Source organism: Salmonella sp. WC3, assembly GCF_042932255.1.
GTDB classification, from domain to species: Bacteria; Pseudomonadota; Gammaproteobacteria; order Enterobacterales; family Enterobacteriaceae; genus Salmonella; species Salmonella enterica.
Genome location: NZ_CP170629.1, coordinates 2,692,268 through 2,712,755 on the forward strand (window position 1 = coordinate 2,692,268; position 20,488 = coordinate 2,712,755).

Consider the following 20,488-nt stretch of genomic DNA (forward strand, 5'->3'; position numbering starts at 1 on the left):
CGCCTGTCAGAATTTGCTTAAGTGATCGTAAAAGGTACATTAAACGTCGGTACGCACCAAAGGTATAAGTTCGTCCATCTTTTTCTCTACGGCTAACTGACCCGCCGCAATAGCGGCATGGGCGCGATGAAAATCCAGCGTAGAGATTTGCGGACAGAATGGTTGAATGAGAATATCAGGCGGATCGCCAGCCATACGGTTACGTTTAAGACGATTTTCCAACACCTGGATGGAGGTTGTCATGATTTCCATTGCCCCAGGCGAACTCACGCCACGGCGTGAAGTCAGGCTACTGAAACGTTCTTTTAAACGCTTATGCCAGGGCAGCGCATCATCGCTCTCTTCATTGATATTCCCGACATTTACAGAGAGCAAATCTTGCTGCATGAGGTGGGCATCATGTTGCAGGTCTACCGCAATAACGATATCAGCCCCCAGCGCCCTGGTTAACGAAACAGGTACCGGATTAACGACTGCGCCATCTACCAGCCAGTAACCGTTATGCTCAACCGGAGACATCAGCCCTGGCATACTGCACGACGCGCGTACAGCAAGGTGTAGATCGCCTTCAGTAAACCATAGCTCTCGTCCCGTGCTAAGATTCGTCGCGACCGCGCCAAAACGTCTTGAACAGTGGTCAAAATCCGTGACGGGCATAATATCCCGATAGTGATTAAATACGCGTTCGCCGCGAAGCAACCCTCCTCTGCCCCAGGATACATCCATCAGGCGTAAAACATCCCAGTAGCGGAATGAACATACCCACTGTTCAAGCGCCGATAATTTATTACAGGCATACGCGGCGCCGACCAGTGAACCTATTGAGCATCCTGCAACGATATCAATATCAATGCCTGTTTGCTTGAGGGCTTTGATGACCCCAATATGAGACCATCCTCTCGCTGCGCCAGATCCCAGCGCCAGCCCTATTTTCATTTTTCTCATCGTACTTAACGACTTCCCCTGGCTTCAAGACGTAGCAACATCGCCACTGCTCAGTTAACATAATGCCACCCTGGCGTTCAACGCCGTTTTTTATATTCAGGGAGATTATTGTGTCTCAGCCTTGTCCCTGTGGTAGCGCTGACGAGTATAGCCTATGTTGTGGTCGTATTGTGTCCGGAGAACGAGTAGCACCCGATCCGTCACATCTCATGCGCTCTCGTTACTGCGCTTTTGTGATGAAAGACGCAGATTACTTAATTAAGAGCTGGCATCCAACCTGCAATGCGGCCGCGTTTCGTGATGATATCATCGCCGGATTTGCCAATACCAGGTGGCTCGGCCTGACTATTTTTGAACATACCTGGTCAGAAGCAGAAAATACAGGGTATGTTAGTTTTATCGCGCGTTTTTCCGAACAAGGGAAAACCGGGGCGATTATCGAACGTTCTCGTTTTATCAAAGAAAACGGTCAGTGGTATTATATTGATGGTACCCGCCCGCAGTTGGGTCGAAATGATCCCTGCCCGTGCGGTTCAGGCAAAAAATTTAAAAAGTGCTACGGCCAGTGACGCCTGACAGTATCGATACAGCAAACACTCTCAACAGGATTTTTCCGGCAATGCAATCACTACAACGTAAAGTTCTGCGTACTATTTGTCCCGATCAAAAAGGCCTTATCGCGCGGATTACCAACATTTGCTATAAGCATGAGCTTAATATTGTGCAAAACAATGAATTTGTTGACCATCGCACCGGACGCTTTTTTATGCGGACCGAGCTGGAAGGCATCTTCAATGATTCCACTCTTCTGGCCGATCTGGACAGCGCCTTACCGGAAGGCTCTGTTCGTGAACTCAATCCCGCCGGACGCCGTCGGGTAGTGATTCTGGTTACTAAAGAGGCGCATTGTCTGGGCGACCTGCTGATGAAAGCCAACTATGGCGGGCTGGATGTTGAAATCGCCGCGGTCATTGGCAACCATGAAACGTTACGCTCGCTGGTTGAACGTTTTGAGATCCCTTTCGAACTGGTCAGCCATGAGGGATTAACGCGTGAAGAGCATGACACGAAGATGGCGGACGCCATTGATGCCCATCAACCGGACTATGTGGTGCTGGCCAAGTATATGCGTGTTTTGACGCCAGGTTTTGTGGCGCGCTTCCCGAACAAAATTATCAATATCCACCACTCATTCCTGCCGGCGTTTATCGGCGCGCGTCCTTATCATCAGGCCTATGAGCGCGGCGTGAAAATCATCGGCGCTACCGCGCACTATGTGAATGATAATCTGGATGAAGGTCCAATCATCATGCAGGACGTGATTCACGTCGATCACACCTACACCGCAGAAGATATGATGCGTGCCGGGCGCGACGTTGAGAAAAACGTATTAAGCCGCGCGCTGTATCAGGTTCTGGCGCAGCGGGTCTTTGTTTACGGCAATCGGACGATTATTCTTTAATCGTCAGTAATATGAATTGATTAGCTTTAATCCGTTACGGATGAAAAGTACGCAAACAGTTCATTTCAGGCAAAGGAATGCTTTACAGCGGCGTGTCATTTGATATGATGCGCCCCGCTTCCCGAAAGGAAGCGGGCCAGTATTAAGCATTACCCCGTGGTGGGGTTCCCGAGCGGCCAAAGGGAGCAGACTGTAAATCTGCCGTCATCGACTTCGAAGGTTCGAATCCTTCCCCCACCACCATCACTCCCGTCGCGTATCTTATCCCCGTTAAGCATAGTGTCTCATATCTCTCTGTACGGGAAGGATGAGAAGCTTCTACCAGGGTTCGATTCGAGCGCAGCGAGAAAGCGTTGCCGCAGGCAACGGCCCGAAGGGCGAAACGCGCAGCGCTGAGTCATCCTTCCCCCACCACCATTACTTCATAAGGCACCAATTTCAAATCAATCAGCACTGCCCCGTATCCTTACCCTACAGGCAGACTTCACACCATGGCGCCATAGCTTATTGGTTATCTTATCAATACTTCTTCCTGGCAATCTTTTTCGCCTCCTTTGACTGGTTGATTTTTCGCCTGATGAGATCAAAGGCGGCATATGTCTCGCTAAGTTGATCTGGGGTAAGCGTTCCCTTGAGTCGGTTTCTTTCGGCAATGAGCGCTGAACAATCATCCTTAGATTTTTCCGTATACATACTTGCCATGTAATACCAAATATAGGCCTGCTTATTATCTTTAGGCACACCCTGGCGCCCATGAGCATAAATTTCCCCAAGCGCTGATTGTGCCGGAGTAAACCCCTGCTCTGCCGCTTTAAGGTACCACTTCAGCGCATTCCGGCTATTTTCAGGCACGCCTCTTCCCGTGCTATATGCTACGCCAAGCTGATATTGCGCTTTCGCAAAATCCTGTTTTGCTGCTTTTCGATACCATGCGATAGCCTGTCTGTCGCTTTGCGCGACGCCGCGACCAAAAGCAGACATGATGCCCAGATGCGTTTGCGCAGCAGGCAGTCCCTGGCGTGCGGCTTTGCGATACCACGCCAGCGCCTGTTGGTAGTCCTGAGAAACGCCCTCACCCTGCATAAACATCACGCCGATCGCATCCTGCGCCTCGGCCAATCCTTGCGCTGCGGCTCTGCGATACCACTCCAGCGCCAGGTTGTGATCTTTCAATAAGTGATAACCGTTGTAATACCATACGCCAAAATTGTACTGTACCTTTGCCATCACGCGTTGCGCTGTTTTTCGATACCACGTCTGAGAGTGAACCTGGTCAGCGGGATGCGCTTTATCATAGAGCGCATTCAGCGGAATGTGGCCTGGCGTATAGCTGCCTGGTATACCTTCATTAAGCCAGTAAACTGCCTGACGATAATCCTGAGGCACGCCTTCACCATAAAAATAGGCAACACCGAGATAAAGTTGCGCGGGGTAGTACATATTTTCCGCCGCTTTACGCATCAAGATCGCCGTTTGCTGATTATCCTGAGGGACGCCCTGACCGTGGGCGTACATTACTCCAAGCTTAAATTGTGCTGACGAAGCTGAACCCTGGCCGCGGACAACGCCCGCATCATTGGTTGGAGAGGCGGCTTTTCGATACCACTCCAGCGCTAGCTGGGTATTTTGGGGAAACCCATCGCCATACATATAGGCGTCACCGAGGATTTCTTGCGTACTACTATCCCCTAGCTCTGCCGCCTTGCGATACCACTCCAGCGCTTTTTGTCGACTAAGTGGAAAATTTTCACCATAGTTGTAATGATAGCCAAGGATGAAATAGGAAAAATCAGAACCTTGTTTACCCGCTTTCTCCAGCCATTTTATGGCTAGTTTATAATCAGGCTTAACATATCGCCCCTCCGCATACCAGCTTCCAAGCGCGAACTGCGCGCTTTCATCTCCTTGTTCCGCTTTTTGCTCTAATTCCTGAACGTACTGGCATTCTTCTGAGTCGGGGGGATAGCGCTCCTCGCAGACAGCAGAGTGAGCCATTTTTGAAATAAATATATTTAATATTATTATTTTGAAAATTGATGAAAAACGCATACAACTATCCTTATTGTCGTTTATGGCATGATTATATGCTGCATCATCCTTTTTCTGCTTACAAAAAACTCGCACAGATGCTGAATAAACTCAGAAACAAAGAGTCCGGATTCAGATGCCAGACATGTCAGATCCGCTGTAAACGAAACAAGGCGGCGGTCGATAAGGCATTTATGCCGCACTTCGGCAAACAGCCATAAAAAAACTCCGCCGAAGCGGAGTTTAGGGCATCGAGAGAAAATCAGTGACGCGCACGTACAATCTGGTATTTGCGGGTCAGGTACTCGACCGGCACGCTCCAGATATGCACCAGGCGCGAGAATGGGAATAACAGGAACAGCGTCATCCCCAGTACCAGGTGCATACGGAAGATAAAGGCTACACCGTCCAGATGTGCGGATGCGCCACCGTGGAAGGTCACAACTGACTGCGCCCACCCGACCAGCTTCATCATTTCACTCCCGTCCATATGCTGGGCGGAGAACGGAATGGTCAGCAGGCCCAGCGCGCACTGAATCACCAGCAGCGAGAGAATCAAAATATCTGCGCCGGTAGTGGTGGCGCGGACACGTGGGCTAAACAGACGACGCTTGAGCAGTAAAATACCGCCAACCAGCGTCAGCACGCCGCAGGCGCCGCCGGCAATCATCGCCATCTTCTGCTTCACGTCGACCGGCAGAAAAGCTTCATACATCCAGTGCGGCGTTAACATGCCCAGGAGGTGACCGGCGAAAATACCCAGAATCCCAATGTGGAACAGGTTTGACGCCAGGTTCATTCCTTTGCGATCCAGCATCTGACTGGAAGCCGCCCGCCAGGTGTACTGACCGTAGTCGTAACGTAACCAGCTACCGATCAGAAATACCGATCCGGCAATGTACGGGTAGATATCAAAGAAGAACATATTCAGGAAGTGCATTAGTGCTGTCCTCCGGTGGTGATATTCAGATATTGCGGCGCCACGGCCCCGGCAAAACGACGCTGGTGAGCGGAGATTTCCGACTCGCCACACCCTTGATCGGCGAAGAATTTCACCTGCTCTTCTTCCCAGACCGCATCCAGTGCCTGCGGGGTATCATCACGTGCTTCATTCGCAATTTTTTCAGCCACTTTGTCGCTGTCGATAACGGTATTCGCCAGTTTTAACAGCAGATCGAACAGCACCGCATAACGGCTGTCACGCTGTTGCAAACGTGCGCTGAGCAGCGCCAGAATCGGCGCGATATCCTGTAAACCCCCTAACGCTTCGCTTTTCGGCAACTGCGCAAGGTATTCCAGATACAGCGGCAGATGATCGGGAAGTTCGCGGCTGTCGAGCTGCAAACCGTGCTGCTCATACTGTGCCATCAGGTCAACCATCGCCTGACCGCGATCGCGGGACTCCCCGTGAACATGTTCAAACAGCAGCAGTGATGTGGCGCGACCACGGTCAAACAGTTCGCTATAAGCGGCCTGTACATCCAGCAGGTCCTGCGCGGTTAAATCGCGCAGGAAAACGCCCAGAGTCTGGGCATCCTCTTTATCCAGGTTCTCAGATGACGCGAGCGCATCGAACAACTCCTGCTGATGCTGCCACAGGGCAGCATCCGGGTACTCGAGCAGACGCGAAACAATGACGAGTTCAATCATGCGTGCGGCTCCGTTTTGCTGGTCACATCAACAGCGTCGATGCGGCGGCTGTTGAACAGATTGAATTTGGTATCAGACCCGTGGCAACCATCGCCGAAGGTAAAGCCACAACCGCTTTTCTCCGGGAATGCGTCACGCGCCAGTTCACGATGGCTGCTTGGTACCACGAAACGATCTTCGTAATTAGCAATCGCCAGGTAACGATACATTTCCTGCGCCTGGGCTTCGCTTAAACCCACCTCTTCCAGCGCGCGGGTATCCACTTTACCGTCTACGGTTTCCGCACGTTTGTAGTGACGCATCGCCAGCATCCGTTTCAGCGCCAACAGTACCGGTTGGGTGTCGCCAGCGGTCAACAGGTTCGCCAAGTACTGCACCGGGATACGCAGACTGTCTACATCCGGCAGAATACCGTTGCTGCCCAGTTCACCCGCGTCGGCGGCAGACTGAATCGGTGACAAAGGCGGCACGTACCAGACCATCGGCAGCGTGCGGTATTCCGGATGCAGCGGCAGAGCCAACTTCCAGTCCATCGCCATTTTGTACACTGGCGATTTCTGCGCCGCATCAATCACACTCAGCGGAATGCCGTCTTTCTGTGCCTGCTCAATGACAGCCGGATCGTTTGGATCGAGGAACACGTCCAGTTGACGCTGGTACAGATCTTTTTCGTTTTCCGTACTGGCGGCGCTTTCAATGGCATCTGCGTCATACAGCAGTACGCCGAGATAACGGATACGGCCCACGCAGGTTTCGGAGCAAACGGTCGGCTGACCAGCTTCGATACGCGGGTAGCAGAAGATGCACTTCTCGGACTTGCCGCTCTTCCAGTTGAAGTAAATTTTCTTGTACGGGCAACCGGTGATGCACATCCGCCAGCCGCGGCACTTGTCCTGGTCGATCAGTACGATGCCATCTTCTTCACGCTTATAAATCGCGCCGCTCGGGCAGGTCGCCACGCACGCTGGGTTGAGACAGTGCTCGCACAGGCGCGGCAGGTACATCATGAAGGTGTTTTCGAACTGGCCGTACATCGCCTTCTGCATGTTTTCGAAATTCTGATCTTTGGCGCGTTTTTCGAACTCGCCGCCCAGCATCTCTTCCCAGTTTGGCCCGCTGGTAATTTTGTCCATCCGCTGGCCGGTAATCAGCGAGCGCGGACGCGCGATCGGCTGATGTTTGCTTTCCGGCGCGGTATGCAGGTTCTGGTAGTCGTAATCAAACGGCTCGTAGTAGTCGTCGATGCCCGGCAGATGCGGGTTAGCGAAGATTTTACCCAGCAGCAGCGCCCGGTTGCCCATGCGCGGCTGTAGTTTGCCGTTGATTTTGCGGATCCAGCCGCCTTTCCATTTTTCCTGATTTTCCCAGTCATTCGGAAAACCAACGCCAGGCTTACTTTCTACGTTGTTAAACCAGGCGTATTCCATACCTTCGCGACTGGTCCAGACGTTTTTACAGGTGACTGAACAGGTATGACAGCCGATGCACTTATCGAGATTCAGCACCATGCCGACTTGTGAACGAATTTTCATTTTACGCTCTCCTGTACCTGGTCATTGCCTTCGCCATCCAACCAGTTAATGTTCTTCATCTTACGTACCACCACAAACTCATCGCGGTTGGAGCCGACGGTACCGTAGTAGTTAAAGCCGTAGGCTAACTGCGCATAGCCGCCGATCATATGGGTCGGTTTCGGCGTAATGCGCGTCACCGAGTTATGAATACCGCCGCGCTGCTGGGTAATTTCCGACCCCGGCAGGTTTACGATACGTTCCTGCGCGTGGTACATCATGGTCATGCCCGCCGGTACACGCTGGCTGACCACTGCACGTGCGGTCAATGCGCCGTTACTGTTGAAGACTTCGATCCAGTCGTTATCTTCAATGCCCAGATCTTTGGCGTCGGTTTCGCTCATCCACACAATCGGGCCGCCACGCGACAAGGTCAGCATCAACAGGTTATCGCTGTAGGTCGAGTGGATACCCCATTTCTGGTGCGGCGTCAGGAAGTTGAGCGCCTTCTCCGGATTACCGTTGGATTTACGCCCCATCACCGCTTTCACCGAGCGGGTGTCGATCGGTGGGCGATACACCAGCAGACTTTCGCCGAAGTCGCGCATCCACTGGTGATCCTGATACAACTGTTGGCGACCAGACAGCGTACGCCATGGGATCAGCTCGTGAACGTTGGTATAACCGGCGTTATAAGAAACGTGCTCATCTTCCAGACCAGACCAGGTCGGGCTGGAGATAATTTTGCGCGGCTGGGCCTGAATATCGCGGAAGCGGATTTTCTCTTCTTCTTTATTAGTTGCCAGATGCGTATGGTCGCGACCGGTAAACTCGCTCAGCGCCGCCCAGGCTTTCACCGCCACCTGACCGTTGGTTTCCGGCGCTAACGTCAGGATCATCTCTGCCGCGTCAATCGCCGTGTTGAGCATCGGCTGGCCTTTCGCCGGACCGTCCGCTTTGGTGTAATTGAGCTTACGCAGCAAGTCCATTTCGCTCTGCGTGTTCCAAGCAATCCCTTTCCCGCCGTTGCCGATTTTCTCCATCAGCGGGCCGATAGAGGTAAAGCGTTCGTAAGTCGCCGGGTAATCGCGCTCAACGGTCATGATGTGCGGCGCGGTTTTCCCTGGGATCAGATCGCATTCACCTTTTTTCCAGTCTTTCACGTCCAGCGGCTGTGCCAGTTCAGCGGCAGAGTCGTGCTGGATCGGCAGCGTCACGACGTCAGTCTCTTTACCCAGGTGACCTACACAGACTTCGGAGAATTTCTTCGCAATGCCTTTGTAGATTTCCCAGTCGCTTTTCGATTCCCAGGCCGGATCTACGGCGGCAGACAGCGGATGAATAAACGGATGCATATCCGAGGTATTCATATCGTCTTTTTCATACCAGGTGGCGGTCGGCAGTACGATATCGGAGTACAGGCAGGTGCTCGACAGGCGGAAGTCCAGCGTCACCACCAGATCCAGTTTGCCGTCCAGGCCATTGTCACGCCACTCCACTTCTTCCGGCTTCACACCGCCCTGTTTACCCAGATCCAGCCCCTGAATACCATGCTCAGTACCCAGCAAATATTTCAGCATGTACTCATGGCCCTTACCGGAAGAGCCAAGCAGGTTAGAACGCCAGATGAACAGGTTACGCGGGTGGTTTTTACCGTTTTCCGGCTGCTCGGCGGCAAAGCGAATCGAACCCTCTTTCAGGGATTTGACGGTATAGTCTACCGGTGTCATACCGGCTTTTTCCGCTTCACGCGCAATATACAGCGGGTTGGTGCCTAACTGCGGCGCCGACGGCAACCAGCCCATACGCTCGGCGCGCACATTGAAGTCAATCAGATGACCGCTATAGCGGGATTTGTCCGCCATCGGCGACAGTAACTCCTCGGCGGTCACCGTCTCGTAGCGCCACTGGCTGGAGTGGTTATAGAAGTAAGAGGTGCTATTCATGTGACGCGCCGGACGCTGCCAGTCAAGGGCAAACGCCAGCGGCTGCCAGCCGGTCTGCGGACGCAGTTTTTCCTGGCCGACGTAGTGCGCCCAGCCGCCGCCGCTCTGACCAACGCAACCACAGAACACCAACATATTGATCAGCCCGCGATAGTTCATATCGAGGTGATACCAGTGGTTCAGACCAGCGCCAACGATAATCATTGAACGTCCGTGCGTTTTATCCGCGTTATCGGCGAATTCCCGGGCGATACGGATGATCTGCGCCCGCGGCACGCCGGTGATCTGCTCGGCCCATGCTGGGGTATACGCTTTGGTATCATCATAACTGGCGGCACAATTTTCATCGTTCAGGCCGCGTTCCAGACCATAGTTAGCCATGGTCAGATCGTAAACGGTAGTAACTAACGCGGTAGAACCATCGGCCAGTTGCAGACGTTTAACCGGCAGTTTATGCAGCAGGACGTTATCCAGCGCCACATGATTAAAGTACTCTGAACCTTCGCCGCCGAAATACGGGAAGCCCACTTCAGCAATCTCATCCTGGCTGCCCAGCAAGCTGAGCTGCAATTCAGTTTCTGCACCGGTAGTCCCGTCGCGCTGTTCGAGGTTCCATTTGCCTTTTTCGCCCCAGCGGAAACCAATTGAACCGTTTGGCGCCACCATTTCACCGTTGCTGTTGATAGCAACGGTTTTCCATTCCGGGTTATTTTCCTGCCCCAGCGAATCAACGAGATCGGCAGCGCGCAGCATACGACCTGCGGCATAATAACCATCACGCTCTTCAAGCATCACCAGCATTGGCATGTCGGTATAGCGACGGACATAATCGGTGAAGTACTGGCGCGGGTTGTCGAGGTGGAATTCGCGCAGCATGGCGTGGCCCATCGCCAGCGCCATCGCCGCATCGGTCCCCTGCTTCGGCGCCAGCCACAGATCGCACAGTTTGGCGATTTCGGCATAGTCCGGCGTCACCGCGACGGTTTTAGTGCCTTTGTAACGTACTTCGGTAAAGAAGTGGGCATCCGGCGTACGGGTTTGCGGCACGTTAGAGCCCCAGGCGATAATATAGCTGGAGTTGTACCAGTCAGCGGATTCCGGCACGTCGGTCTGCTCGCCCCAGGTTTGCGGGGAGGCTGGCGGTAGGTCGCAGTACCAGTCGTAGAAGCTCAGGCAGGTACCGCCAATCAGCGAAAGATAACGTGCCCCGGAAGCGTAGGAAACCATCGACATCGCCGGAATGGGTGAGAAGCCCGCGACGCGGTCAGGACCATAGGTTTTCACGGTGTACACGTTGGAGGCGGCGATCAGCTCGTTCACTTCCTGCCATGAGGAGCGAACAAAGCCGCCACGACCACGCGCCTGTTTGAAGCTTTTGGCTTTATCGGCATCTTCAATAATGGAGGCCCATGCCTCTACCGGATCGCGATGCAGTTTTTTCGCCTCGCGCCACATCTTCATCAGACGTTTGCGCATTAGCGGATATTTCAGTCGGTTAGCGCTGTAGAGATACCAGGAGTAACTTGCCCCGCGCGGGCAGCCGCGAGGTTCATGGTTTGGCATATCAGGACGGGTGCGTGGGTAATCGGTTTGCTGTGTTTCCCAGGTCACCAGACCATTTTTGACATAAATTTTCCAGCTACAAGAACCGGTGCAGTTCACCCCATGGGTTGAGCGCACAATTTTGTCATGCTGCCAACGTTGGCGGTATCCGTCCTCCCAGTCCCGGTTTGTTTCGAGAAGCTGGCCGTGCCCATCGGCAAAGGTTTCGCCCTTCTGCTTGAAGTAGCGAAACCGGTCCAGGAATTTACTCATCGGGTTTCTCCTGTGTGGAACCTTACGGCTCTCTGATAAATCGACATTGCTTAACTAAGGGCGAAGGTAACGCGCTGAATGGGCGTGAGAATTGATAACGATCAAGGCGGACAGGGATGCAAATGGCGCGCAAACCTCCTGCATACTCCTTTTGGAGGAGGAGTTTTATTTATATATATTACTGATTTAATTACATAAAATTAAATTTACGCACAAATTGAATGTTAAATTTTCAACAAGTGGGTATTAAGGGGTATCCCCCTGGATGACCGATAAAAATGTGCGTGGTCAGCCCTGTCGCGCCTCTCTTCTTGACTATAAGTATGTTGTAACTAAATACAGGTAAAAAAAAGCGCGGTCTAACGCCGCGCAAAGGATAATCAAAAATTACTTTTTATTTTTAGAATGACGTCCATATACCGCCCAGGTAATAACGACGCAGGCGATATAGAAAATAAGAAAGACTTTCATCGCGCCGACTGGAGAACCAGTTAATGCTAAAGATGAACCAAACGCTTTCGGAATAAAAAAGCCGCCAATCGCGCCAATCGCGGAAATAAAGCCCAGCGCCGCCGCCGTATCGGTCGCCGCTTCACGCATGGCTCTTTCGTCCGACCCGCCTTCCGCTTTAACCCGGTCCATCGTCAGTTTACGGAAGATAACGGAGATCATCTGGAAGGTAGAACCACTCCCCAACCCCGCCGTCAGAAATAGCGCCAGAAATACCCCGTAGAACGCGATAAAGCTACCTCCAACGCCGCCAGTAGGTAATGTCAGGAACAGCAGACCGCTGAAAATCGCCATCAGGACAAAGTTGATAAGCGTGACGCGAGTCCCCCCCAGACGGTCAGAAATTGCGCCGCCTGCCGAACGCGCCAGCGCGCCGATAAACGGACCGAAAAACGCATAATGCAGGATCTGCACATCCGGGAATTGTGTTTTAGACAGCATAGCGAACCCCGCGGAGAAACCGATAAACGATCCGAAGGTCGCCAGATACAGCAGACTCATGATCCACAGATGACCACGTTTGAGCACCGGCAGTTGCTCTTTTAGCGAGGCCTTAGACGTCGCCAGTTCGTTCATGCCGAACCACGCCGCCAGCGTAAAAATGGCCAGGAAAGGCACCCAAATCCAGGCTGCGTTCGCCAGATAGAGCTGAGAACCATCCGGCTGCTCTACACCGTGGCTACCAAAGGCGGCAAAGATAGAGAACGAAACCACCAGCGGCGCAACCAGCTGCATCACGCTCACGCCCATATTGCCCAGACCGCCGTTCAAACCCAGCGCGCCGCCCTGCTTTTGTTTAGGAAAGAAAAAGCTGATGTTCGCCATACTGGAGGCAAAGTTCGCGCCGGCAAAACCACACAGCAAGGAAATAATAATGAAAGTGCTAAATGGCGTACTGGTATCCTGAACGGCAAAGCCTAACCATACGCAAGGCACGATGAGGATACCGGTACTGAACGCTGTCCAGCGACGTCCGCCAAATAGCGGCACCATAAAGGAGTAAGGCACCCGTAGCAGCGCGCCGGAAACAGATGGCAGCGCAGTCAACATAAAGAGCTGATCGGTCGTAAAATTAAATCCCACTTTCGGCAGGTTTACCGCCACTGCGCTAAATAGCATCCAGACGCAAAACGCCAGCAGTAAACACGGGACAGAAATCCACAAATTACGGCTGGCGACACGATGGCCGCGCTGCTGCCAGAACGCCGGATCTTCCGGACGCCATTCCGTGATAACAGCGCCAGTTGCCCTTTCCGGGGCGGATGAGTGACTCATAGACACCTCTGATTCTTGATTTGATGTCTGCCACATTAGGGTTTACTGCCGAAGGTAAGTTGATATAAATCAAAGGAAAAGTCGTCATCACCGGCGACTAAAAAGCGTTATTACCCTTAATGAGTAGGCTATTTTGGTAAAAAAGCTGTGGTTTTTCACCATGCTGTGTCTGTCTACTCCTTCCCGTCGCAGATACCTCTCTACGGCGGCAATTAAGGAGTAACTCGTTATAGGTATGGGTATACTCCGCTGTATCGTTGAGAATAGCGGCACAGCCGATTGACGCCCCTCTTTTTTGCTACGTTTTTTCGGCGACATTACCCCGAAGAAAGAAGGTAACATGTTTAAACGGTGTTTCTCTCCTCTTACGCTGGTTAACCAACTGGCGCTGATTGTCATGCTCTCTACCGCTATCGGCGTGGCGGGGATGGCGGTTTCCGGCTGGCTGGTTCAGGGCGTACAGGGTAGCGCTCATGCGATTAATAAAGCGGGCTCATTGCGTATGCAAAGCTATCGACTACTGGCCGCTGTCCCGCTGGATGCTAAAGATCAAAAGCTGCTGGATGAGATGGAGCAAACGGCATTCAGCCCTGAACTGACCCGCGCCGCTAAGCGAGACGGGCAGCAGAAGCAGCTTAAAGCGTTGCAGGATTACTGGCATAACGAATCTCGCCAGGGCTACAGCACGCGCAAAACGCGCACGCGGTCGCAGAAGATGTCACGCGCTTTGTGGCGGGCCTGGATCGCCTGGTGACGTCGTTCGACCATACTACTGAATTGCGTATCGAACGCGTGGTATTAGTTCACCGGGTAATGGCGATCTTTATGGCGCTATTGCTGGTATTTACGATTATCTGGCTACGTGTTCGCCTTTTGCAGCCCTGGAAACAGTTGTTATCAATGGCGCGCGCCGTCAGTCAGCGCGACTTTACCCAACGTGCCAATATCAGTGGACGCAATGAGATGGCCGCGTTGGGTTCTGCGCTCAATAATATGTCTGAAGAACTGGCCGAAAGTTATGCGGTACTGGAACAGCGCGTACAGGAAAAAACAGCCGGTCTGGAACATAAAAACCAGATTCTCTCGTTTTTGTGGCAAGCCAACCGCCGACTGCATTCACAGGCTCCGCTATGTGAACGTCTTTCACCGGTACTGAATGGCCTGCAAAATTTAACCCAGTTGCATGATATTGAGCTGCGGGTCTATGACCTGGAAGATGAAGATAATCACCAGGAATTTACCTGTCAGTCGGACATCAGTTGCGATGATAAAGGCTGCCACCTTTGCCCACGTAGCGCCCTGCCGATGATTAACGGCGGCACCACCTTAAAATGGCGGCTCACCGACTCTCACACCCAATACGGTATTTTGCTGGCGACGCTGCCCTATGGACGCCATCTCAGCCACGATCAGCAACAGTTGGTGGACACGCTGGTTGAACAGCTTACCGCGACTCTGGCGCTCGACAGGCATCAGGAGCGCCAGCAGCAGTTGATTGTCATGGAAGAGCGTGCCACCATTGCCCGCGAACTGCATGATTCTATTGCCCAGTCGCTCTCTTGTATGAAGATGCAGGTGAGCTGCCTGCAAATGCAGGGCGACGTGTTACCGGAAAGCAGCCGTGAGTTACTCAGCCAAATTCGCAATGAGCTGAACTGCTCCTGGGCGCAACTGCGCGAACTGTTAACCACTTTCCGCTTACAGTTGACGGAACCCGGGCTACGTCCGGCGCTGGAAGCAAGCTGCCAGGAGTTCAGCGCCCGGTTTGGCTTTACGGTAAAACTGGATTATCAGCTTCCCCCCCGCCTGGTGCCGTCACACCAGGCGATACACCTGTTGCAAATTGCCAGGGAAGCCCTCAGCAACGCCCTTAAACACTCTCATGCCGACGATGTGGTGGTGACAGTGACGCAATGTGGCAAACAGGTCAAACTAAAAGTGCAGGATAATGGCTGCGGCGTCCCGGAAAACGCCGAACGCAGTAATCACTACGGCATGATCATCATGCGCGATCGGGCGCAAAGTTTGCGCGGCGATTGCCAGGTACGCCGACGCGAGACTGGCGGAACAGAGGTCACTGTTACTTTTATTCCAGAAACAAACTTCACAGAAACCCAGGGAGATACCCATGAATAATCAGGAACCGGCAACCATCCTGTTAATCGACGACCATCCGATGCTACGCACGGGTGTAAAGCAGCTTGTGAGTATGGCGCCCGATATCAGCGTGGTCGGAGAAGCCAGCAACGGTGAGCAGGGTATTGACCTGGCGGAATCGCTCGATCCCGATCTGATCCTCCTTGATTTGAATATGCCGGGAATGAATGGTCTCGAAACGCTGGATAAATTACGCGAAAAAGCGCTGTCAGGACGTATTGTCGTTTTCAGCGTATCCAACCATGAAGAAGATGTCGTCACGGCGCTAAAGCGCGGCGCGGATGGTTATCTGTTGAAAGACATGGAGCCGGAGGACTTGCTCAAAGCGTTACAACAGGCCGCCGCCGGCGAAATGGTATTAAGTGAAGCGTTAACGCCGGTACTGGCGGCCAGCCTGCGGGCCAACCGCGCTACCACCGATCGCGATGTAACGCAACTCACCCCGCGTGAGCGCGATATTCTGAAGCTCATCGCGCAGGGATTGCCGAATAAGATGATTGCCCGACGTCTGGATATCACCGAAAGTACGGTCAAAGTGCACGTGAAACATATGCTCAAGAAAATGAAGCTGAAATCGCGCGTGGAGGCCGCCGTCTGGGTACATCAGGAACGCATCTTTTAATTATTGCTCCTGGAACGGTTGCCAATGCGGATTATCGTCCGGCATCGTGATAAACGGTTCAGTCAGCGCGAGCGTGATCTCATTGGAAGAGACACGCTGACCTTTTTCATCTTCAACCACCACCGATAAACGCCAGCGATTTGCCGCGCCTTCGCGGTGATCCCAGGCCGGCATAATGATTGTCCAGCCCTCGGTACTGCGGGTGTCCGTTCCTGCCGTCAAACTTAATGCCTGTGTATCGCCCTGCCAGCTCAAATGACGAATACCGTGCACGCTGCGCACCTGCAATTTTAACGCAACCGTCTCACCAGGCGTAAGATCCCAGGGCGGCGTCGCCAGAAAAACCGTTAACGTTTTACGCTGCCGATACTCCATTGTCGGCAGCGAGTTACGTTGCGGCGTATCATAGCGGCTACCGCGTAATGACTGGCTTTGCGCCACTTCACTGGCGGCAAGCTGCTTTTTGAGCGGCACGCCGAAGCGGTAGTTAAGCGTCAGCCCCAGGTTATTCTGACTGACCCCGCTCTCGCCCTGTTTGTGCTGGGCGGTCACGGTAAGCAAAGGTACTGGCGTATAGTTGAGACCCAGTTTTAACGCGACAGGATTGTGATACCCCGTTCCGGAGTCAAACAGATCCACGCTATCGCCAAAGTACTGCTCCAGACTAACGCTGGTATTGATATGCTGGTAAAACGGCAGCCGCATTTGCGCGTTGATATCATACCCGCGCGCCATTCGCTGTTCTAAGGTCGCCGTATGCGTCTGCCAGTCGGCAAAAGGCTGATAATAGTTGGCGGATAAACGCAAATATTCTCCCCACGCCTCCGCGCCAAAGCCGGCGCGCTGTAGATTTTCATCCAGCAGATTATCGTAAAAGGTATTATAGCCAAGAAGCCAGCCATCCTGAGCCCAGCGCTGTCCTACGCCAATGTTGCTTACCAGTCCGTCAGTCTGTTGCGTAAGACCAAGCTGGCTCCAGGTCAGATAGCGCTGTTTATCCTGTAAAGGGATAAACCAGCTTCCGCGACTGCCGTTAAAATGACCTTCGTTATCGACGTTAATATCCACGCTGGCGCTGCCCCAGGCTGATAGCCAGCTTTCAAGCTGCTGGTTAACCTGCTCGCTGACCACATCGCGTACCTGTCCGAAAGCGAATTGCCGCGCCTGTTCACCAGTATCCAGATCGTTATTTTTCATGCTGGCTTCGCCAAACGCTTTGGCCATCTCGGCAAAATGCTTTTCCCCTTCGTGGGATTCCGGCATCATGCCTAAATCCGGCAGATGGTTTTGATCGAAAGGGTCTTGCGCCTGCGCACGGATCGTACCGCTGGCAGTCAGCAAGAGAAGCGAGAGTGAGAATGAACGAAAAACAATACGGCTCAACGTGTCGGCAACTTCTACAACAAAAGATAAGAGGAATGGCATCAGAGTAAACCATAACGTGTCCGGACAGGTTTTGCAGCCTTTTCTCGTGCTTCCAGGAATATCCTTATTTTTTCCGCAGAGCGTCCCAGGATTTTCTCCACGCATTTGGCGGTACCCGGTTCCCGAGGTAACATAACGCCATTGCCGACAAAATTTCTCGAGGAGAAGGGTTATTCATGCAAAATATCGTCATTATCGCTAACGGCGCCGCCTACGGCAGCGAATCATTATTTAATAGCCTGCGTCTGGCCATTGCGCTGCGCGAGCAGGAAAGCCATCTCAATTTACGCCTGTTTTTGATGTCAGATGCCGTAACCGCAGGGTTACGCGGTCAAAAACCAGCCGAAGGCTACAATATTCAGCAAATGCTGGAAATTCTGACCGCGCAAAACGTACCGGTAAAATTATGCAAAACCTGTGCGGACGGACGTGGTATCACTCCCCTGCCGCTGATTGACGGTGTGGAAATCGGAACGCTGGTCGAGCTGGCGCAATGGACGCTGGCGGCGGACAAAGTGCTGACATTTTGAATCTGTACGCGGGAAAAGCTCCCGCGTCAGGATAGACTTCCGGCAAGAAAATCAGGCTAACACGTGAGTAATACCGCGTTTATTTTTTCTTATGCCATTTATCATCCTCGCCTTTTTCATAATCGTTTTTAACCGCCGCCCAGGCGACTTTGTGTGCGGTTTCCTCGCGACTGGCGTCATCACGACGATCGGCTTTATCTTTATATTGCTCCCAGGCGCTATTAAACGCTTCTTTGTAAATGTCCTGGGCATGGGCTGGAAGAACATTCCGCACATTATCGGGTAAATCACTTTTGGCTTTATACGGCATCCGCACCTCCGTCTTCAGGGAAAACATTAAGTGTGGTAAACAATGCGTTATTACGTCAGTCGAGGAGGATTTTTGCTTTTTACGGAAATTAACTTTTTGTTATTTAAACACTGTTAAAACAAGATCGTTGTTTTACTGACCTTGAAAGAAAAAAAATCGTCTACGCCGTAAAACTACGTAAAAAACCACTAAAAAAATACAAATTTCTGCTATTTTTACCTTCTCTACTCTTTCCAAAATATTAACACCTGCACAAGGGAGACCCTCATGACGCATGCCTGTGAGGCGGTGAAAACCCGCCATAAGGAGACTTCGCTTATTTTCCCGGTTCTTGCGCTGGTAGTGCTGTTCCTTTGGGGAAGCAGCCAGTCACTACCAGTGGTTATTGGCATCAATATCCTTGCACTTATTGGTATTTTAAGCAGCGCATTTAGCGTGGTCCGTCATGCCGATGTATTAGCGCACCGACTCGGCGAACCCTACGGATCGCTTATTTTAAGCCTGTCCGTCGTTATTCTTGAGGTGAGTTTAATTTCAGCGCTGATGGCTACCGGCGATGCTGCGCCAACGCTTATGCGCGATACGCTCTACTCTATTATTATGATTGTCACCGGGGGACTGGTCGGTTTCTCGTTGTTGTTGGGCGGGCGTAAATTCGCAACGCAATATATGAATTTATTTGGGATTAAGCAGTATCTTATCGCGCTGTTTCCGCTGGCGATTATTGTGCTGGTTTTTCCAATGGCATTGCCGCAAGCCAATTTCTCTACCGGTCAGGCATTATTGGTCGCGTTAATTTCCGCCGCGATGTACGGCGTATTTTTGTTGATTCAAACCAAAACGCACCAGAGCTTATTTATCTATGAACATGAAGATGAAGGCGATGATGACAATCCACACCACGGTAAACCCTCCGCGCACAGTAGCGGCTGGCATACGGTCTGGTTACTCATTCATTTAATTGCGGTCATTGCCGTTACCAAAATGAATGCCAGCCCGCTGGAGGCGTTGCTGACCAGTATGAACGCCCCGGTCTCCTTTACCGGTTTCCTGGTCGCGCTGTTAATTCTCTCGCCGGAAGGACTGGGAGCGCTGAAGGCGGTACTGAATAATCAGGTTCAGCGGGCAATGAATCTGTTCTTCGGATCGGTGTTGGCGACGATTTCATTAACCGTGCCGGTCGTCACGCTCATCGCCTGGGCGACAGGTAATGATCTGGTGTTTGGTTTAGGCGCGCCGGAAATGGTAGTGATGGTGGCCTCGTTAGTGCTGTGCCATATTTCGTTCTCTACCGGACGCACCAACGTGCTAAACGGCGCGGCGCATCTGGCTTTATTTGCCGCCTATCTGATGACGATTTTTGCCTGATATAAAAAAGCCGGATAGTATCTTATCCGGCCTACACAAGCTAAAAACCGCAATCAGTTCTCGGTATCCAGCTCGTCGAAGCTTTTCACCAAATCATCAATCGCTTTTATCTGGGTCAGGAACTGCTCCAGTTTCGCCAGCGGCAGCGCGGAAGGACCGTCGCACTTCGCGTTAGCCGGGTCCGGATGCGACTCCAGGAACAGGCCCGCCAGACCGACAGCCATACCGGCGCGCGCCAGCTCGGTCACCTGACCACGACGACCGCCCGAGGCAGCGCCAAATGGGTCGCGGCATTGCAGCGCATGGGTAACGTCGAAAATCACCGGCGAGTTGCCGGAGACCTTTTTCATCACGCTAAAGCCCAGCATATCCACCACCAGGTTGTCATAACCGAAGTTCGCGCCGCGGTCGCACAGAATCACCTTATCGTTACCGCCCTCATGGAACTTATCCACGATATTGCCCATCTGACCCGGGCTTACGAACTGCGGCTTTTTCACGTTAATCACAGCGCCGGTTTTCGCCATCGCTTCCACCAGGTCGGTCTGGCGCGCCAGAAACGCCGGGAGCTGAATCACGTCAACCACATCAGCCACAGGCTGCGCCTGGCTGGCTTCATGGACGTCAGTGATCACTTTTACGCCAAATGTCTGTTTGAGTTCCTGGAAGATTTTCATCCCTTCTTCCAGGCCCGGCCCACGGTAAGAGTGAATAGAGGAACGGTTGGCTTTATCAAAAGAGGCCTTGAACACGTAAGGAATACCCAGCTTCTGGGTAACGGTTACGTAGTGCTCACAAATGCGCATTGCCAGATCGCGTGACTCCAGCACGTTCATACCGCCAAACAGCACAAACGGCAGGTCATTTGCCACCTTAATGTCGCCAATGTTAACCACTTTTTGTTTCATAGGATCGCCTTACACTTATAGGTAAA

15 protein-coding genes, 1 tRNA gene, 1 other RNA gene and 1 pseudogene are annotated in these 20,488 nt (G+C 52.5%); 8 read left to right on the forward strand and 10 right to left on the reverse strand.

Going from position 1 to position 20,488, the window contains the following annotated elements:
- Positions 1 to 39: 39 nt before the first annotated feature.
- The gene (gene rssA / locus ACFK9X_RS13030) at positions 40 to 945 is read right to left on the reverse strand and encodes a patatin-like phospholipase RssA (protein WP_001230575.1); all 906 of its coding nucleotides are present in this window, start codon (positions 943 to 945) and stop codon (positions 40 to 42) included.
- Positions 946 to 1,055: 110 nt separating this feature from the next.
- Here rssA and ACFK9X_RS13035 point away from each other — a divergent pair, with 110 nt between their 5' ends.
- The 4 genes from ACFK9X_RS13035 to ACFK9X_RS13050 all read left to right on the forward strand — a co-directional run bounded on the left by ACFK9X_RS13035 (position 1,056) and on the right by ACFK9X_RS13050 (position 2,824).
- Positions 1,056 to 1,514 carry a YchJ family protein gene (locus ACFK9X_RS13035; RefSeq protein WP_151116669.1) on the forward strand — a complete coding sequence of 153 codons (459 nt, stop codon included), beginning with the start codon at positions 1,056 to 1,058 and terminating at the stop codon, positions 1,512 to 1,514.
- A gap of 50 nt (positions 1,515 to 1,564) precedes the next feature.
- A complete protein-coding gene (gene purU / locus ACFK9X_RS13040) occupies positions 1,565 to 2,407 on the forward strand; it encodes a formyltetrahydrofolate deformylase (protein ID WP_001191156.1) in 843 nt (280 codons plus the stop codon).
- A 158-nt stretch (positions 2,408 to 2,565) separates the two neighbouring features.
- Positions 2,566 to 2,650 (forward strand) — tRNA-Tyr (locus ACFK9X_RS13045).
- Between the two features lie 43 nt (positions 2,651 to 2,693).
- Positions 2,694 to 2,824: non-coding RNA, RtT sRNA (locus tag ACFK9X_RS13050), on the forward strand.
- 102 nt (positions 2,825 to 2,926) lie between these two features.
- Here the strand turns inward: ACFK9X_RS13050 and ACFK9X_RS13055 are convergent.
- The 6 genes from ACFK9X_RS13055 to narK form a co-directional block, all read right to left on the reverse strand.
- Positions 2,927 to 4,456 (reverse strand): tetratricopeptide repeat protein, encoded by a 1,530-nt coding sequence (locus ACFK9X_RS13055; protein ID WP_151116671.1) that lies wholly within the window; start codon positions 4,454 to 4,456, stop codon positions 2,927 to 2,929.
- A 241-nt stretch (positions 4,457 to 4,697) separates the two neighbouring features.
- A complete protein-coding gene (gene narI, locus ACFK9X_RS13060; RefSeq protein ID WP_151116673.1) occupies positions 4,698 to 5,375 on the reverse strand; it encodes a respiratory nitrate reductase subunit gamma in 678 nt (225 codons plus the stop codon).
- Positions 5,375 to 6,085, reverse strand: coding sequence for a nitrate reductase molybdenum cofactor assembly chaperone (narJ, locus tag ACFK9X_RS13065; protein WP_000571667.1), 711 nt, complete (start codon positions 6,083 to 6,085; stop codon positions 5,375 to 5,377). The genes narI and narJ overlap by 1 nt, the downstream gene beginning before the upstream one ends.
- Complete coding sequence (narH, locus tag ACFK9X_RS13070) at positions 6,082 to 7,617, reverse strand: nitrate reductase subunit beta (protein WP_151116675.1); 1,536 nt, start codon at positions 7,615 to 7,617, stop codon at positions 6,082 to 6,084. The genes narJ and narH overlap by 4 nt, the downstream gene beginning before the upstream one ends.
- On the reverse strand, positions 7,614 to 11,357 hold the full coding sequence (locus ACFK9X_RS13075) for a nitrate reductase subunit alpha (RefSeq protein ID WP_151116677.1): 3,744 nt from the start codon (positions 11,355 to 11,357) through the stop codon (positions 7,614 to 7,616). The genes narH and ACFK9X_RS13075 overlap by 4 nt, the downstream gene beginning before the upstream one ends.
- Positions 11,358 to 11,744: 387 nt before the next feature.
- A complete protein-coding gene (gene narK, locus ACFK9X_RS13080; protein ID WP_151116679.1) occupies positions 11,745 to 13,142 on the reverse strand; it encodes a nitrate transporter NarK in 1,398 nt (465 codons plus the stop codon).
- A gap of 340 nt (positions 13,143 to 13,482) precedes the next feature.
- Between narK and narX the strand changes: the two are divergent.
- Positions 13,483 to 15,278, forward strand: a pseudogene (gene narX, locus ACFK9X_RS13085) (nitrate/nitrite two-component system sensor histidine kinase NarX).
- Positions 15,271 to 15,921 (forward strand): two-component system response regulator NarL, encoded by a 651-nt coding sequence (gene narL, locus ACFK9X_RS13090; RefSeq protein WP_001064598.1) that lies wholly within the window; start codon positions 15,271 to 15,273, stop codon positions 15,919 to 15,921. The pseudogene narX and the gene narL overlap by 8 nt, the downstream one beginning before the upstream one ends.
- Here the strand turns inward: narL and ACFK9X_RS13095 are convergent, their stop codons facing one another.
- Positions 15,922 to 17,346: a YchO/YchP family invasin gene (locus ACFK9X_RS13095; RefSeq protein ID WP_024131709.1), complete on the reverse strand. Its 1,425-nt coding sequence runs from the start codon at positions 17,344 to 17,346 to the stop codon at positions 15,922 to 15,924.
- A 176-nt stretch (positions 17,347 to 17,522) separates the two neighbouring features.
- Here ACFK9X_RS13095 and ACFK9X_RS13100 point away from each other — a divergent pair, with 176 nt between their 5' ends.
- Positions 17,523 to 17,876: a DsrE/DsrF/TusD sulfur relay family protein gene (locus ACFK9X_RS13100; RefSeq protein WP_001179795.1), complete on the forward strand. Its 354-nt coding sequence runs from the start codon at positions 17,523 to 17,525 to the stop codon at positions 17,874 to 17,876.
- Between the two features lie 79 nt (positions 17,877 to 17,955).
- On the opposite strand, the gene chaB is transcribed toward ACFK9X_RS13100, so the two are convergent.
- Positions 17,956 to 18,186, reverse strand: a complete 231-nt coding sequence (gene chaB, locus ACFK9X_RS13105) for a putative cation transport regulator ChaB (RefSeq protein WP_001146392.1) — start codon at positions 18,184 to 18,186, stop codon at positions 17,956 to 17,958.
- A gap of 267 nt (positions 18,187 to 18,453) precedes the next feature.
- On the opposite strand from chaB, the gene chaA reads away from it, so the two are divergent.
- Positions 18,454 to 19,554, forward strand: coding sequence for a sodium-potassium/proton antiporter ChaA (chaA, locus tag ACFK9X_RS13110; protein WP_151116681.1), 1,101 nt, complete (start codon positions 18,454 to 18,456; stop codon positions 19,552 to 19,554).
- Positions 19,555 to 19,607: 53 nt separating this feature from the next.
- Here chaA and kdsA read toward each other — a convergent pair whose 3' ends face one another.
- Entirely contained in the window at positions 19,608 to 20,462 is an 855-nt protein-coding gene (gene kdsA, locus ACFK9X_RS13115; protein WP_000811046.1) for a 3-deoxy-8-phosphooctulonate synthase, read from the reverse strand.
- Between the last annotated feature and the right edge of the window lie 26 nt (positions 20,463 to 20,488).